Origin of the sequence: Natrinema thermotolerans, assembly GCF_031165565.1 — an archaeon.
Classification (GTDB): domain Archaea; phylum Halobacteriota; class Halobacteria; order Halobacteriales; family Natrialbaceae; genus Natrinema; species Natrinema thermotolerans.
On record NZ_CP101873.1, the window covers coordinates 725,917 to 741,638 of the forward strand.

At 67.1% G+C, this 15,722-nt stretch carries 10 protein-coding genes; 6 read left to right on the top strand and 4 right to left on the bottom strand.

The window, feature by feature from the left end; all coding sequences use genetic code 11:
- The first annotated feature begins 110 nt into the window (after positions 1–110).
- From NP511_RS03815 to NP511_RS03840, 6 genes are all read left to right on the top strand, one after another.
- The gene (locus tag NP511_RS03815) at positions 111–1,256 is read left to right on the top strand and encodes an acyl-CoA dehydrogenase family protein (RefSeq protein ID WP_006648984.1); all 1,146 of its coding nucleotides are present in this window, start codon (positions 111–113) and stop codon (positions 1,254–1,256) included.
- 217 nt (positions 1,257–1,473) lie between these two features.
- On the top strand, positions 1,474–2,229 hold the full coding sequence (locus NP511_RS03820) for a helix-turn-helix domain-containing protein (RefSeq protein ID WP_049964476.1): 756 nt from the start codon (positions 1,474–1,476) through the stop codon (positions 2,227–2,229).
- Between the two features lie 66 nt (positions 2,230–2,295).
- Positions 2,296–4,761 (top strand): heavy metal translocating P-type ATPase, encoded by a 2,466-nt coding sequence (locus tag NP511_RS03825; protein WP_049964477.1) that lies wholly within the window; start codon positions 2,296–2,298, stop codon positions 4,759–4,761.
- A gap of 239 nt (positions 4,762–5,000) precedes the next feature.
- Positions 5,001–6,881 carry an L-aspartate oxidase gene (locus NP511_RS03830; protein WP_049964478.1) on the top strand — a complete coding sequence of 627 codons (1,881 nt, stop codon included), beginning with the start codon at positions 5,001–5,003 and terminating at the stop codon, positions 6,879–6,881.
- Positions 6,882–6,947: 66 nt separating this feature from the next.
- Positions 6,948–7,538, top strand: coding sequence for a DNA-3-methyladenine glycosylase family protein (locus NP511_RS03835; RefSeq protein WP_049964479.1), 591 nt, complete (start codon positions 6,948–6,950; stop codon positions 7,536–7,538).
- A 238-nt stretch (positions 7,539–7,776) separates the two neighbouring features.
- The gene (locus NP511_RS03840; RefSeq protein ID WP_049964480.1) at positions 7,777–9,060 is read left to right on the top strand and encodes a hypothetical protein; all 1,284 of its coding nucleotides are present in this window, start codon (positions 7,777–7,779) and stop codon (positions 9,058–9,060) included.
- 98 nt (positions 9,061–9,158) lie between these two features.
- Here the strand turns inward: NP511_RS03840 and katG are convergent, their stop codons facing one another.
- From katG to NP511_RS03860, 4 genes are all read right to left on the bottom strand, one after another.
- A complete protein-coding gene (gene katG, locus NP511_RS03845) occupies positions 9,159–11,297 on the bottom strand; it encodes a catalase/peroxidase HPI (RefSeq protein ID WP_049964481.1) in 2,139 nt (712 codons plus the stop codon).
- A gap of 335 nt (positions 11,298–11,632) precedes the next feature.
- On the bottom strand, positions 11,633–12,976 hold the full coding sequence (locus tag NP511_RS03850; protein WP_006648992.1) for a RimK family alpha-L-glutamate ligase: 1,344 nt from the start codon (positions 12,974–12,976) through the stop codon (positions 11,633–11,635).
- An 81-nt stretch (positions 12,977–13,057) separates the two neighbouring features.
- The gene (locus NP511_RS03855) at positions 13,058–14,527 is read right to left on the bottom strand and encodes a flippase (RefSeq protein WP_049964482.1); all 1,470 of its coding nucleotides are present in this window, start codon (positions 14,525–14,527) and stop codon (positions 13,058–13,060) included.
- Positions 14,528–14,815: 288 nt separating this feature from the next.
- Positions 14,816–15,568: a GNAT family N-acetyltransferase gene (locus NP511_RS03860; protein ID WP_006648994.1), complete on the bottom strand. Its 753-nt coding sequence runs from the start codon at positions 15,566–15,568 to the stop codon at positions 14,816–14,818.
- Positions 15,569–15,722 lie beyond the last annotated feature (154 nt).

Sequence of the window (15,722 nt, forward strand, 5' to 3'; positions counted from 1 at the left end):
AAAATCCTATTCGGACCCGTTTCAACGTTTCCCTCTCACTTAATGGGAACTGGAGTTTGGTTTACTATCGGTTACAAAGCTCTTTACCGTTCCGATCGTAAGGGTCGTTCATGGAATTCGGACTCAACGAAGAACAGGAGCAGATCCGCGACGAAGTTCGCCGGTTCGCCGAGAACGAGATCGTGCCCCACGCCGAGGAGTACGACACCGAAGAGAAGTTCCCCCACGAGATCGTCGACAAGGCCGCCGAGATGGGGCTGGTCGGCACGTCGATCCCGATGGAGTACGGCGGGGCCGGCTACTCCACCCTCGAGTCGGCGCTCATCGCCGAGGAACTGTTCTCCTACGATCCCGGCATCGCGCTGTCGATCATGGCCTGCTCGTTCGGGACCGAGGCCATCAGCGAGTTCGGGACCGAAGACCAGAAAGAGCGCTACCTCGAGCCCGTCGCGACCGGGGAGAAGATCTCGGGCGCGGCCATCTCCGAGCCCGACACCGGGTCGGACGTCTCCTCCGTGTCGACCCGTGCCGAGAAGGACGGTGACGAGTGGGTGATCAACGGCAACAAGATGTGGATCACCAACGGCTCGGTCGGCGACTACTTCGTCGTCCTCTGTAAGACCGACCCCGACGCCGACAGCCGCTACGGCGGCTTCAGCCAGATCATCGTCGAGTCCGACCGTGACGGGTTCTCCGCCGACAAGATCACCGGCAAGCTCGGCATTCGGGCCTCCGACACCGCCGAACTCATTCTCGACGACGTCCGCGTTCCCGAGGAGAACCTCGTCGGCGACGAGGACGCCGCCTTCCTCCAACAGATGCAGTTCTTCGACGCCACCCGGACCGGCGTCGCCGCGCAGGGACTCGGTATCGCCAAGGGCGCGCTCGAGGCCGCCCGCGAGTACGCACAGGACCGCGAGCAGTTCGGGCAGTCCATCTCGGAGTTCCAGGCAATCCAGCACAAGCTCGCGGAGATGGCCACCGAGACCGAGGCCGCACGCAACCTGACCTACAAGGCCGCCTGGAACGTCGACCAGGGCAACGACATCACCAAGCTCGCCTCGATGGCCAAGGAGTACGCCTCCCGCGTCGCCGTCGACGTCGCCAACGAGGCCGTCCAGATCCACGGCGGTGCCGGCTACGTCAACGACTTCCCCGTCGAGCGGTTCTACCGCGACTCGAAGATCACCCAGATCTACGAGGGGACCACCGAGATCCAGAAGAACGTCATCGCGCGGGAACTGCTGGACGAGTAACGGAATTTTACTCTGCGGGCCGCCGAAGGCGGCCCTCGGCAACACATTCAAACGACCGCCAAGCGCTCTTTTGGACACGAGTGACCTTCGGACCCTCGCTGCTTGGAAGAACTTGCTCTTCCGTAGGATCGTGTGTCTCTCGCAGTCGCTCGAGTCGCGCTCCCGGCCGTCCTCGCACCCAGCAACGCTTTGCCCCGCGGGAGCCTACGACGGCGCAATGAGAGAGTTCGTCTTCGCCCTCGAGTACGAGCCCGGCTGTAACAGGGTGGCCGACGCCCTCGCCGACCACCCCGACGCCCGGATCCGGTCGCTGTCGCTGCACGCCACCGACGAGCGCCTCTGGCGGGTCGACCACGCCACCGGCACGCCCGCGGCCCTCGCGGACATCGAGGACGCCTTCCTCAACGGCGATTACTACGCGGACTGTCTCGCGACCGAGGACTGCGGCGCGACCCAGACCACGCAGGTCCTCGACCGCACCGACGACACGCTCGTCCTCTACTCCGACTGGGAGCGTACCCCGACCTGTGCGTCCGTCCCCCATATCGCCCGCGATCACCTCGGCGACGGCGTCCTGTTCGAGACGCGCCACGAGGGCCGGCACTACACCTGGCGGATCGTCCACTCCGGCGAGGGCGACACGACGGCGTTTTTCGACGCCCTCGAAGCGGCGGTCGGCGACTGCGCCCGGATGGAGATGCTCCGGGCGGCGACGGCGGAAACCGACGCGCCGACAGGCGACGCGAACGGCGGGGCGAGCGACCTCGCCCCCGAACAGGAGGCCGCGCTCCGGGCCGCGGTCGAACACGGCTACTACGAGTCGCCCCGGGCGGTCGACGTCGGCGACCTCGCCGACCACCTCGACGTGCCCCGGTCGACGCTCACCTACCGACTCCGCCGGGCCGAGGAACGGTTGGCCAAGGGGTACGTCGCGGACGAGCGGTTCGCCGACGCGCCGTCGACGCCGCTCTAGCGGCTCCGCTGGTTCTTGGAATATTCCAACCAAGGCTTATCGAACTGACGCCCCAATCCCGAAGTAATGAGTACTGAATCGGACGCGACGGAGGGAACGGACGGGGGCGGACAGCGACGGGAGTTGACCGCCCGGCTCGCCGTTCCCGAGATGGACTGCCCGTCCTGTGCGGGGAAGGTCGACAAGAGCCTCGAACGCGTCGAGGGAGTGGTCGACGTCGATCTCAATCCGACCACCGGGACGGCCACGGTCACGTACGACCGCGATCGAACCAGCGAGGCCGATGTGGTCGCGGCGATCGAAGGCGCCGGCTACGAGGTCACCGGAGGAACGGCCGACGACGGGGCGACGGAATCGGACTCGAGCGGCGACGGCGTCGACGTCGCGCCGCCCTCGGAGGTCTGGACGAGTCCCCGCGCGAAGAAGACGTGGCTCGGTGCGGTCTTCGTCACGCTCGGACTGGGCTTCGAGTTCCTCCTGACGGGCGGGAACGTCGCGGTGGCGAGCGTCCTCGAGTATCCCCTCCACGTCGCGGATCTGCTCTTTCTCGGGGCGGTCGCGGTCAGCGGCGTCCCCGTCGTCCGCAGCGGCTACTACTCCGCGAAGAACCGGAGCCTCGACATCGACCTCCTGATGGGGACGGCGATCATCGCCGCGACCGGCATCGGCTACTTCGTCGAAGCCGCGACGCTGGCCGTCCTCTTTAGCATCGCCGAACTGCTCGAGGACTACGCGATGGACCGGGCGCGGGACTCCCTGCGAGAACTGATGGAGCTGTCGCCGGACGAGGCCACAGTCATGCGCGACGGCGAGGAGGTGACCGTCGACGCGGACGACGTGGCGGTCGGCGAGACCGTCGTCGTCCGGCCCGGGGACAAGATCCCGCTCGACGGGACGGTCCGTGAGGGCGAGAGCGCGGTCGACGAGTCGCCGATCACCGGCGAGAGCGTCCCCGTGGACAAATCGACCGGCGACGAGGTGTACGCCGGAACCATCACCGAGGACGGCTACCTCGAGGTCGAGGTCACTTCGACGGCGGGCGACTCGACGCTCTCGCGGATCATCGAGATGGTCCAGGGCGCACAGGCGAAGCGGACCGAGACCGAGCAGTTCGTCGACCGGTTCGCGGGCTACTACACGCCCGTCGTGGTCGTCCTGGCGATCCTGACCGCCGCCGTGCCGCCGCTGCTCATCGGCGACCCCATCACCGCCGGCGTCGCCGGCTACGAGATTGTCTTCTCTGGCGACTGGGGGACATGGTTCGTCCGCGGGCTCACGCTGCTGGTGATCGCCTGCCCCTGTGCGTTCGTCATCTCGACGCCCGTCTCGGTGGTCTCGGGGGTTACCAGCGCCGCGAGAAACGGCGTCCTGATCAAGGGCGGCACGTATCTCGAGGCGATGGGCGAGGTCGACGCCGTCGCCGTCGACAAGACCGGCACGCTCACGAAAGGCGAACTCGCCGTCACCGACGTCGTGCCCTGCGCGGCGCCCAGCGCCGCGAACGAGGCGAGCGGTGAAACCGCGAGCCAGGCCGGCGGGACAGACGAGGCGACGCTGCTTCGCTACGCGGCCGGGCTGGAGCGACGCAGCGAGCATCCCATCGCCGCGGCGATTCTCGCCCGGGCCGACGAGGCGGACGTGGGCGACCTCCCCGAGCCGACGGGGTTCGAGAGCCTCACCGGCAGGGGGATCCGCGGGGAGATCGAGGGCGAGACGTACTACGCGGGCAAGCCCGCGTTGTTCGAGGAACTGGGCTTCGATCTCTCACGGACCCGCGCGGACGACCCCTCGTCGGATCCGCGGACTGACGGCGGGGCCGCGCCCGAGAGTGCGCTCGCGGCCGACGAGGGGACCTTCGCCGAGGAGACCCTCGCCGCGCTCGAGCGGGAGGGCAAGACGGTCGTCCTCGTCGGGACGGAGACCGACCTGCTCGGCGCGGTCGCGATCGCCGACGAGGTCCGGCCCGCTTCCAAGCGGGCGGTCGAACGGCTCCACGATCTCGGCGTCGAGCGCGTCGTCATGCTGACCGGGGACAACGAGGGCACGGCGCGGGCGATCGCCGAGCAGGTCGGCGTCGACGAGTATCGCGCCGAACTCCTCCCCGACGAGAAGGTCGACGCCGTGGCGGCCCTCCAGGAGCAGTACGGCGACGTGGCGATGGTCGGCGACGGCATCAACGACGCGCCCGCGCTGGCGACCGCTGAGGTCGGCATCGCGATGGGCGCGGCCGGCACCGACACCGCCCTCGAGACGGCCGATATCGCGCTGATGGGCGACGACATCGGGAAGCTGCCGTACCTGTACGACCTGTCTCACACGGCCAACGGCGTCATCCGGCAGAACGTCTGGGCGAGCCTCGGCGTGAAGGCCCTGCTCGCGCTCGGCGTGCCGCTGGGGCTCGTCAGCGTCGCGGTGGCGGTCGTCGTCGGCGACATGGGGATGAGCCTCGGGGTCACCGGCAACGCGATGCGGCTCGCGAACGTCGAGCCCGACGCACTCACGACCTCCGAGGGCGGCCCCGACGCTCCATAATGCCGCGTCGGCCATCCGGGCGCAAGCGCACTGGTGCGACCTCGGTGGCGACCGGATCGACCGCTCGTATCGATGCTGTAGATAGTCCGCTACGATCGAACGACTGGTATCCGAGCCGACCTTTATTCGCGGCCCCAGATGCGGCGGTAAAGTCGAATATGGCCCCTCGTAGCCCTGAAAGCCATCTTTTGCATCGTTCGGGGCGAGGCCTAAACCCGGCCGGTCGTTACATCCACTCGATGACAGAATCACCATCCAACGGCAGCGACACGGTCGACGATAATCGCCGAACGACGAGCCGCGAGCGATCGACCGCCGGGATCGAGAACCGCCTCGAGACCGAGGGCGATCCCGGCTTCGCCGGCGACCCCGAGTACGAGGTCGTGACGACCCCAGTACTCGTCATCGGGGCCGGAGCGGCGGGTGCCCGCGTCGCGATCGAACTCGCCGAGTCGGGGATCGACCCGCTCGTGATCGGCAAGCGCGATCACGGCGACGCTCACACGACGTGGGCGGCCGGCGGCGTCAACGCGGCGCTGGGATCGCTCGATCCCGAGGACGACTGGACGATCCACGCGGCGGACACGTTCAACGAGGGCCATCACCTGAACGATCCCGACGCGGTCGAACTGACGGCGCGGGAGATGCCCGACCGCATCCGCGAACTCGAGGCGTGGGGGATGCCGTTCGACCGGACCGAGGACGGCGACGTCAACCAGCGCTACTTCGGCGCGCAGTCCTACCGGCGGACCTGCTTCGTCGGCGACCGGACCGGCGAGGCCATGCTCGGGACGTTGGTCGACCGCGCTCGCGACCTCGAGGTGCCCTACCGCGAGAACGTGATGATCACGCGCCTGCTCTCGGACGGCCGCCGCGTCGACGGGGCCGTCGGCTTCGATATGGAGACCGGCGAGGGGCTGCTCTTCCGGACGAACCACGTCGTCCTCGCGGCCGGCGGGTTCTCGGCGCTCTATCACCGCCACTCCTCGCGCGACGACGAGAACAACGGCGACGGACAGGCGCTGGCGCTCGAGGCCGGGGCGCGACTCGTCGACCTCGAGTTCGTCCAGTTCCACCCGACCGGGATGGTCGGCGAACGCTACGGCGAGGAGTGGGACGGCCGACTCGTCACGGAGGCGGTCCGCGGCGAAGGCGGGCGGCTCTACAATTCGGAGGGCGAGCGGTTCATGGAGCGCTACTCCCCTGACCAGATGGAACTCGACGCCCGCGACGTCGTCGCGCGCGCCATCGCTCAGGAGGTCCGCGAGGGCCGCGGGACCGAGGACGGCGGCGTGTACCTCGACATCTCCCACCGGGACGATCAGTACGTCCGCGACCGGCTGCCGTCGATGGTCGAGCGCTTCGAGTCGCTGGGTGTCGACATCACCGAGGAACCGATGGTGGTCGGGCCGACGGCCCACTACACGATGGGCGGGGTCGATATCGACTTCCGAACGGGCGAGACCGGCGTGGGCGGCCTCTATGCCGTCGGCGAGACGGTCGCCGGCGTCCATGGCGCGAACCGACTCGGCGGCAACTCGCTGGCCGAGACCGTCGCGATCGGCAAACTCGTCGGTGACCACGTCGCGGCCGCGGTGACCGACGGTGACGACGACCCGGCCCTCACGGACGGCCAGCGAGCGCTCGCCGAACGGGAGTTCGAGGCGCTGCGGGAACTGGCCGCCTCGGACGGCACCGTGACGCCGACCGAACTGCTCGCGGACCTCGGCGACCTGCTGTGGGACCACGCCGGCATCCTCCGCGACGACGCGGGGCTCCGGGAGGGGCTCGCGAAACTGGACGCCCTTCGGGAACGCACCGCCGATCTCCGCGTCGCGGGCGACCGGACCTCGAAGTCGTTCGAGTACGCCGTGGACCTCTCGATGAGCCTCACCGTCGCCGAGGCGATGCTCCGGGCCGCCCGCGAGCGCACCGAATCCCGGGGCGCACACTACCGGACTGATTACCCCGAGACGGCCGATGACTGGCGGGTAAACCTCGTGGTCACGGCCGACCCGGCGGGGCTCTCGTTCAGTCGGCGCGGCGTCGGTGACCCCAGCCCGGCCGTCCGGGAGGCCCTCGAGGCCGACCACGAACTCGACTATCACCACCTCGAGTGAGCCCTCGCGGGACCCACCGAGACGCCTATGGGTCTCCGGTCCCCTACACCCGTCTCATACCTGTCCATGAACGACGAGGCACACGACGTTCTCCGTGCGGATCCCGTGATGGCCGGGCTGCTCGACCGACACGATCCCTACGTCGAACCCGACTGGAGCGAGTACGAGCGGCTCTGTATCTCGATCATCAACCAGCAGCTCTCGACCGCGAGCGCCGCGGCCGTCCGGGAGCGGGTCTTCGAGGTCCTCGATGGGGAAGTGACGCCGGAATCGGTACTGACCGCCGACGAGGCAGCGCTTCGCGACGCCGGCCTCTCCCGGAGCAAGGTCGAGTACGTGCGAAACGCCGCCCGCGCCTTCCGTGAGGAGGACTACACGCGGGCGGGGCTAGCCTCGTATTCGAACGCCGAGGTCGTCGACCTGCTGACCGAGATCAAAGGCGTCGGCGAGTGGACCGCGCGGATGTATCTGCTGTTCGTCCTCGAGCGCCCCGACGTCCTCCCGCTCGGTGACCTCGCCGTTCGCCGCGGGATCGAGCAGTTGTACGCCGACGGCGAGGAGTTGACCCGCGCGGAGATGCGCGAGATCGCCGAGCCCTGGAAGCCGTACCGCAGCGTCGCGACGCGGTACATTTGGGCCGAGTACGAATCCGCCTGAGCCGCCCGGCGGGCCGGCAGCGCCGCTCGTCCGGCAGGCGGGGGTGGTGTTACCGGTAACAACGCTTTGGAGCCCGCTCGAGCGCTGAAACGGGACGAAACGATCGACACCGTCGCCGGCAACGAGTTGTTACGGGCCGGCTCCTGCCGGCCGATCTCGGGGATCGGAGAAACGAGACACTGAACCGACGGGACGGCCGCGTCGACTGAAGTGCGGCGGCGTCCGGACTCTACTGGAGATGGCAAACGACACATCCCCGACGGACACGGACGCGCCGGACCAGCGCCGAATGACCAGCGATCCCGACCGGATCAGGAAGTGGGCCGAGGCCCGCGACGCCGTCCCGGTTCGGATCCGGGACAGCGACGATCACGGCCACTCGTTCGCCCGCCGTGACGAACTGGGCGAGGGCCACGAGGAATACTCCTGGGAGGAGTTCGAGCGACGGTTCGACGACGAGGACTACGTCTTCGTCTACCACGAGGACGAGCCGACCGGCGAGGGGCTGGGCTTTTTCGAGATCGTCGAGCGCGAGCGGGCCTTCGAGCGGGCGGATCTCGGCCGCGACGAACTCGAGGACTCGCTGCGACGCGGCGAGACGGTGACGACCGAGATCGTCGAGACGCAGGTCGTCGAGACCGAGGTCGTCGAGCGGGACACGATCGAGAGCGAGGTGGTCGATACGGAGTTGGTCGAACGCGAGATCGTCGACTCCGAACGCCGCGCCCGCGAGGTCGTCGACACCGAGTTCGTCGGTGACGACACCATCGAGGTAACCGTCGACGAAACCCGCCTCGATACGGTCGAGGAGATCGAACGATACATCGTCGAGAGTCGGGTCGTCGACGTCGACATCGAACGGGACCAGGAGATGGAACGCGACGAGATCGAGACGGACGTCGAACTCGAGAGCGTCCAGCGATCGATCCTCGAGAGCGACGTCGTCCGCTCGAGCGTGGCCCCCGACGAAGTCCTCGAGCGGGAAGTCATCCGGAGCCAGCGTACCGAGGGCGACGCCGTCCGGAGCGAACTCATCGAGCGCCGTACCGTCGAGGAGCAACTCGACGAGCGCCTGGAGCTGCGATACGTTCTCGAGGGGTCGGAACTGGTCGAGTCCGACGTCGTCAGCAGCGAGTTGCTCGAGGGCGAGATCATCGACGTCGAGGAGTACGGGTCGATGGCGGCCGCCGAGACCGCCGGTGTCGCAGGTGATGAGACGATGGCGGACGCCGACGTGACCGGTATCGAAGGCGAGAACGCGGCGGCCGGCGAGACGGCAGCGCCGACGGTCGAACTCTCGAGGGACGACCAGGGGAAAGACGTCGTCGACGAGTCGGGCCAGCAGATCGGGATGGTCGCCGAAGTCGAGAGCCAGACCGCCTACGTCGATCCGGAGCCGGGGCTCACCGATCGGCTCAAGGCCCGCATGAACTGGGGCGGTCACGGCGGCGACGACTACCCGGTCGAGGCCGCACAGATCTCGGCGATCACGGACGACGAGGTCGTCATCCGCAGCGAGTAAGAGACCGGCCGCGGCGGGGGACCGCGACCGGGCGATGATCGGTCCCAGCGACCGCGATGGTTTGTCGGCGGTTCGTCAGCGACGGCGCGAGCGCTCGTTTACTCGAGGTCGAAGCGGTCGTTGGTCATGACCGTGTGCCAGGCATCGACGAAGTCCTCGACGAACGTTTCCTCCTCGCTCGCGTAGACGTCCGCGATGGCCCGCAGCCGGGAGTTCGAACCGAAGATGAGATCCACGCGCGAGCCGGTCCACTCGACGTCGCCCGTCTCGCGGTCGCGCAGTTCGTAGATCTCCTCGCCCTCCGAGGCCTGCTCCCACTCGTAGCCCATGTCGAGCAGGGTCTGGAAGAAGTCGTTGGTCAGCGTTTCCGGCTCGTCGGTGAAGACGCCGAGGTCGGAGTCCTGGTAGTTGGCGTCCAGCGCGCGCATGCCGCCGACCAGTACGGTCATCTCCGAGGCCGTTAGGTCAAGCAGGTCGGCGTGGTCGACCAGCAGGTCCTCGGCCGGCCCGTCGTACTCGCCGCCGAAGTAGTTACGGAACCCGTCGATTTCCGGTTTGAGCGCCTCGACCGATTCCTCGTCGGTCTGGTCCTGCGTGGCGTCGGTCCGACCGGGTTCGAACGGGATCTCCACGTCGTAGCCGGCGTCAGCCGCGGCCTGCTCGACGGCTGCGTTGCCACCCAGCACGATGAGGTCGGCCAGCGAGACGCGTACGTCGTCGTCTCGAGCAGCGTTGAATTCCTCCTGAATCCCCTCGTAGGTCTCGAGGACGGTCTCGAGTTGGGCCGGCTCGTTGACCTCCCAGCTGCGCTGGGGTTCGAGGCGGATACGAGCGCCGTTCGCACCGCCGCGTTTGTCGCTGTCGCGGTAGGTCGACGCGGCCGCCCAGGCGGTCGTAACCAGTTCGGAGACGGACAGCTCCGACTCGAGGATCTCCGCTTTGAGCTGGTCGATCTCCTCGTCGCCGATCAGTTCGTAGTCGGCATCGGGGACGGGGTCTTGCCAGACGAACGTTTCCTCGGGGACATCGGGACCGAGGAACCGCTCCGGTGGGCCCATGTCGCGGTGGATCAGCTTGTACCATGCCCGCGCGAAGGCGTCCAGGAACTCCGGGGGGTTGTCGCGGAAGTTCTCGATGATCTCCCGGAACTCCGGATCCCGCTTGAGGGCGACGTCGGTCGTCATCATCATGGGGGCGTGCTTCTCCGAGGGATCGTGGGCGTCCGGGACGGTGTCGTAGGCCTCCTCCTCGACCGGCTGCCACTGGTTCGCGCCCAGGGGGCTCTCGGTGAGTTCCCACTCGTAGTCGAGCAGGTTGTCGAGGTAGGAAGTGTCCCACATCGTCGGCCACTGGTTCCATGCGCCCTCGATGCCGCTCGTGGTCGTCTCCGAACCCTTGCCGGAGTCGGGCCAGCCGAGGCCCTGCTCCTCGATCGGGGCCGCCTCGGGCGCGGGACCCATGTCGTCGTTCTCGGCGCCGTGGGACTTGCCGAACGTGTGTCCGCCGGCGATGAGGGCGGCCGTCTCCTCGTCGTCCATCGCCATGCGACCGAACGCCTGGCGGATCCGCTTTGCCGACTCGAGCGGCTCGGGGTTGCCGTCCGGCCCCTCAGGGTCGACGTAAATGAGCCCCATCACGGTCGCGCCCAGCGGCTCCTCGAGTTCGTCGTCCTCGTCGAAGCGCTGGTCCTGCGGGGCCTCCCACTCGGTTTCCGGCCCCCAGTAGACGGCCTCGTCGGGCTCGAACACGTCCTCGCGGCCGCCGGCCCAGCCGAGCGTCTGCATCCCCATCGACTCGAGGGCGGTGTTCCCGGCGAGGACGATCAGATCGGCCCACGAGAGCTTCCGGCCGTACTTCTGCTTGATCGGCTCGAGCAGTCGGCGTGCCTTGTCGAGGTTGCCGTTGTCGGGCCAGCTGTTGAGCGGCGCGAAACGCTGGGTCCCGCCAGAGGCACCGCCGCGGCCGTCGGTAGTGCGGTACGTCCCGGCGCTGTGCCAGGCCATCCGGATGAACAGCGGCCCGTAGTGGCCGTAGTCAGCCGGCCACCAGTCCTGTGAGGACGTCATCAGATCCTTGAGGTCGGCTTTGACCTCTTCGAGGTCGAGTTTCTGGAACTCCTCGGCGTAATCGAAGTCGTCGTCGTACGGACCGACGGCTTCGGCGTTCTGGTCGAGAACGTCCAGGTTCAACCGATTCGGCCACCACTCGTGGTTCCGGTTCCGTTTGTTGTCGCTCATGTATTCGTACGGTTTGGAAAACGGATTGGGGAATAATATATGTACCGAATACAAGTTCCACTTTTGCTTCCCCGGCAGATAGTTTCTAATATAGCAAAACAATATCGCATATCGTGTTGAACCGTGTGGGAACGGGACGTGTGTCCGGCCGGCGGAGCCGTACCACGTCTTGTCGACCGCTACTCAGTACGGGCCGTCCGTCGCGGAGAAAGACGATCGCCGTCTCGAGACCGACCCCGATCGGGGACGGACGACGGCGACCAGGACATACATCGATGAGCGAAACCTGTGACAGGCAGCTACCGCAGTGGGGCCGCCCGCGGGCGACAGGACAGTTACTCCTCTTCTTCGGGCGTATCTGGCACGTCGCCGTCGATCCGGCGGCTCACGTCGACCTGATAATTCTCGAGGATGTCCCGGCCGAGGATGACGGGGTAGTCCATGTGGCTGCGGTCCTCGACGCTTGCCGTGACGGTGTGTTGGTTCCCGCCGACGCCGACGACGACGTCGACGACGGGGCGGCTCTTCGATTGCTTGCTGCTGCCCGAGCGGACGCGAGTGATGGACTTGATCGGGCCGGCACCGATGTCGGCGGCCAGCCCGGTGTCGATGCTCGTCCGTGTCGCGCCCGTGTCGGATTTTGCCAGTATCGTCTTCGAACCGCTCGTGCCCGAGAGAACGACCTCCTCGGTGTAGCCGATTACCGCCGGCTCCGTCGCCGACGCCACCGTGTCCGGCGGCTGGGCCGTCGGCCGGGAGTCGTCGAGGACGTTCGCGATGTCACGCACGCGATCGTCGTCGACCTCGCCGCCGGCGCGCTCGATCGCCAGCTTTGCGATGTAGGGGGCCGGGCTCACCTGCGTCGCCTCGTAGAGTCCCTTGAACCCCGCCGTCGGGTTGACCTCGAGGACGTACCAGCCGTCGTCGCCCTCGACGAGGTCGACGCCGGCGTAGTCGAGACCGACGACGCCGGCCGCCTGCCGTGCCATCTCGGCGGCCTCCTCGGGGAGGTCGTCGGTCGCGTCCTCGACGGAGCCCCCGAGAGCGACGTTCGTTCGCCAGTCGTTGTCCGGCGCGTAGCGATACATCGCGGCGACGACCTCGCCGCCGACGACGTACACCCGTAGGTCGCGGTGACGGACGTCCTCCTGATCGACGAGTTCCTGCAGGAAGGCGTAGCGATTGCCGACCTTCGCGTTGATCGGGTCGTCGGGGCCGACCTTCCAGGTCCCCCCGCCGTGGGTCCCGATCGCGGTCTTGTACACGGCCTCTTCGCCGTACCGCTCCCGTGCGGCGTTCAGCCGGTCGCCGCTGAGCGCGAGCGTCACGTCCGGCGTCCGGATCTCGTTGGACGCCAGCGCGGTCGCCGTCGACAGCTTGTGGATCGCGGTCAACACCGTGTTCGGCTCGTTGAGCATCGGCACGAGCTGGGTAAAGGTGTTCGCGAGCCCCAGTTCCTCCGCTGGCTGTTCGGTGTTCGACAGCAGCATCCGGTTGGCGATCACGTCGACGTCAGGCTCGAGGACGGGGGTGCCGTCCGTGACGCTGACGGACGTGTTTTCGGCACGGAGCCACTCGGTGTCGTGGCCGAGGTCCTCGGCGGCGTTAAGAATCGCTTTGGTTTCCTTGCTCGTATGCAGACTCAGTACCCCGACAGTAACGGGATCGGAAACGGCCATACGGAACCGACACCGAGACGGCGGATAAGTATTGATAGTTCTCTAACTGACAGTCGTCTGTAGTGATCGGTCGCGTCGACGTCACCCGATGACCGATCGGACCTGCCCCGGATCGACCAGCCCGCTCAGCACCGCCAGCGCACCCCACGTGATGGCTCCCACTGCGATCGCGCCGAACAGCATCAGCAGGTTCGAGACCAGCGGCGTCACCAGCAACACGGCCACGCCCATCACGCCCGTTATCCCGCAGATCATTCCGGTCGTCCGGGCAAGCCGCCGAACGTTCAGGCCGAGTTCGGTGTGGACGATATAGAGGTTCACCGCGACGTAGACCGAGTGGGTCGCCACCGTCGCGATCGCCGCACCGACGACCCCGATCGCTGGGATCAGGACGATGTTCAGTCCGAAGTTGGTGACCGCCGTGCCGCCCTTCGCAACGGCACGAGCGCGAGCGCGGCCGAGGTAATCCAGACTGTCACTGGTCAGGTTCGTGATCGCCTGCAACACGACGAAGCCGGCAAGCACCTGTAACACGGGGACCGCACCGGCGTAGTTCTCCCCGATCACCATCGTCAGGAACGGCTCGGCGACGATCGCCAGCCCGACCGCCGCCGGGATATACAGCAGGAGGACGTTCGTCAGAGAGGTCTCGTAGATCCGTTTGGCCTCCTCGAGCTGGTCGGCAGCCTTCTGCTCGCCGAAGTTCGGCGAGATCGTAAAGCCGAGCGACTCGGCGGGCGCGAGGACGAAGTCGGTGATCTGTTTGCCCAGCGTGTAGAACGCGACCGCGGCGGGGTTCAGAAAGATCCCGACCAGCACGATGTCGATCTGCTTGTCGATGACGTTCGCGCTCCGGGTCGCCGTCAGCGGGAGGCTGTACTCGAGCAGCCGCTTCGAGAGTCCGTCTTCGTACTCCGCGGCGGCGTCGTGGCGGGCATAGAAGCCGTAGTAGAGGATGCCGATCCCGACGGCCCCGGCGATGGCATATCCGACGACGTAGCCGAAGAAGGCACCGAGCGCACCGAAGCCCGCAAGGACGAACCCGACGGCAAAGAGCAGCCGCCCCGCGCCGCTGATCGCTTGCACGATCGCGCTGTAGCCCAGATGATTAAAGCCCTGCAAGGCGACCTGCGAGAAGGTACTCGCGGAGAAGACCACGAGGTAGACGACGCCGGCCGCGAGGAACGGGGCCGCCCCCGGCTCGCCGAGCGCGGTCGCGAGCCACTCGTGGTAGACCAACAGGACGTAGCCGACGACCGCGAGCAGGATTACTTTGACCGTGATCGTCGTCTCGAGGAGATGGGGGACCTGCCCGGGGTCGGTCTCGCGGTACTCGGAGATGTACCGTGCGACCGACCGGGACAGCCCCAGGTCCGCGAACAGCTGGACGATCGCCAACACCCCGATCGCCCAGTAGAGCGCGCCGTACCCGTCCGGGTCCAGCAGGTACCGCGCCAGTACGAACATCAACAGCGCGCTCGAGAGCATGTATATCCCGCGCGCGACGAGCGTTGCCTTGAAGCCGTGGACGATGTGATCCTCCCTGTTCATAGTAGCCGACGGAGACACGCGGCGCTGCCGACCGACCCGGCAGCGACCCACTGACTGACGACTCGAGGGATCGCACAATTGTAATGGGGAGCCAACAGTCCGAAGGGATGGACAACAGCCACGGCGATGTCGGGGTCACGCGGCGGGGCCCGATCGGACCGAGAACGCCCGGTCGAGAGTGTGGGACCCGTAACCGACTGTAAACCGCGGAAAGGACCGCCTACGGGGGTCGAACTCGACCGGGCGAAGCGAAGAAAACGCCGTCGGTGAACGCCTCCCGGAACCTGCTCAGAGGTACGAGGAGTCCCAGCGGGTCGCCTTGCGGCGGTTGCCACACTCGTTACACTCGATGCGCCCCATCGCGTCCATGGCGTTGTCGATCGAATCGCAGTTTCCGCAGAACCAGGCGTAGTGGTCGTTGCGGTCGTCGTCGCTGTACGCCACGTAAAACGGTGCCTGCGATCCTCTGGCGGCCTCGCCGTAGCTCACGTAGACCGTCTCGCCGTCGACGGTCAGTTCGTCGACCGTCCCCCACTCGCCCTCGTCCTCGAGGTCGGCCTCGACGTAGACGTTCTCGGTGAACGTTTCCGAGCCGATCTCGACCTCGCGCTGGCCCGCCTGCTCGAAGCCGTGACTGCGGTAGAACTCGTTGCCGCCCTCGTTGTCCGCGAGGACGAAACACTGGATCCCGTCGGCTCCCTCCTCGAGGAGTCGCTCGCGGGTGCGAACCAGCAGGCGCACGCCCGTCCCGTCGCCGCGGTGGTCCGGGTGGACGTGGAGCCAGAGCAGTCGGCCGGTGTTGGCCCGCTGGCCGACCAGTTCGCTCTGGGAAAAGCCCGCGAGTTCACCGTCGCGTTCGACGAGCAAGAACAGCGTCCGGTCGTCCGCGAGTTCGTCCGCGAGCGGGTCACCGTACCACTGTTCGACGGCCTCGTCGATGGTCTCGGTCTCGAGGAAGTCAGTGTACGTCGAACCCAGCGAGTCGCGGGCGATCGTCCGAATCGCTTCGGCGTCCGAATCGGTTGCCTCTCGGATCTTCATGAGCCTCCATACTACTGCCAGATACAAAACGTATGCCCACGCTCCCAGTCGCTGGTAGACGTTGTTCGAGGGAAACGGCTTTTCTCCGGGAAAACTGGCACTGGGAAGTCACGGTCGATCGAGCGTCGAGGCTCGAGGCGGTCCGAGGGGGAAC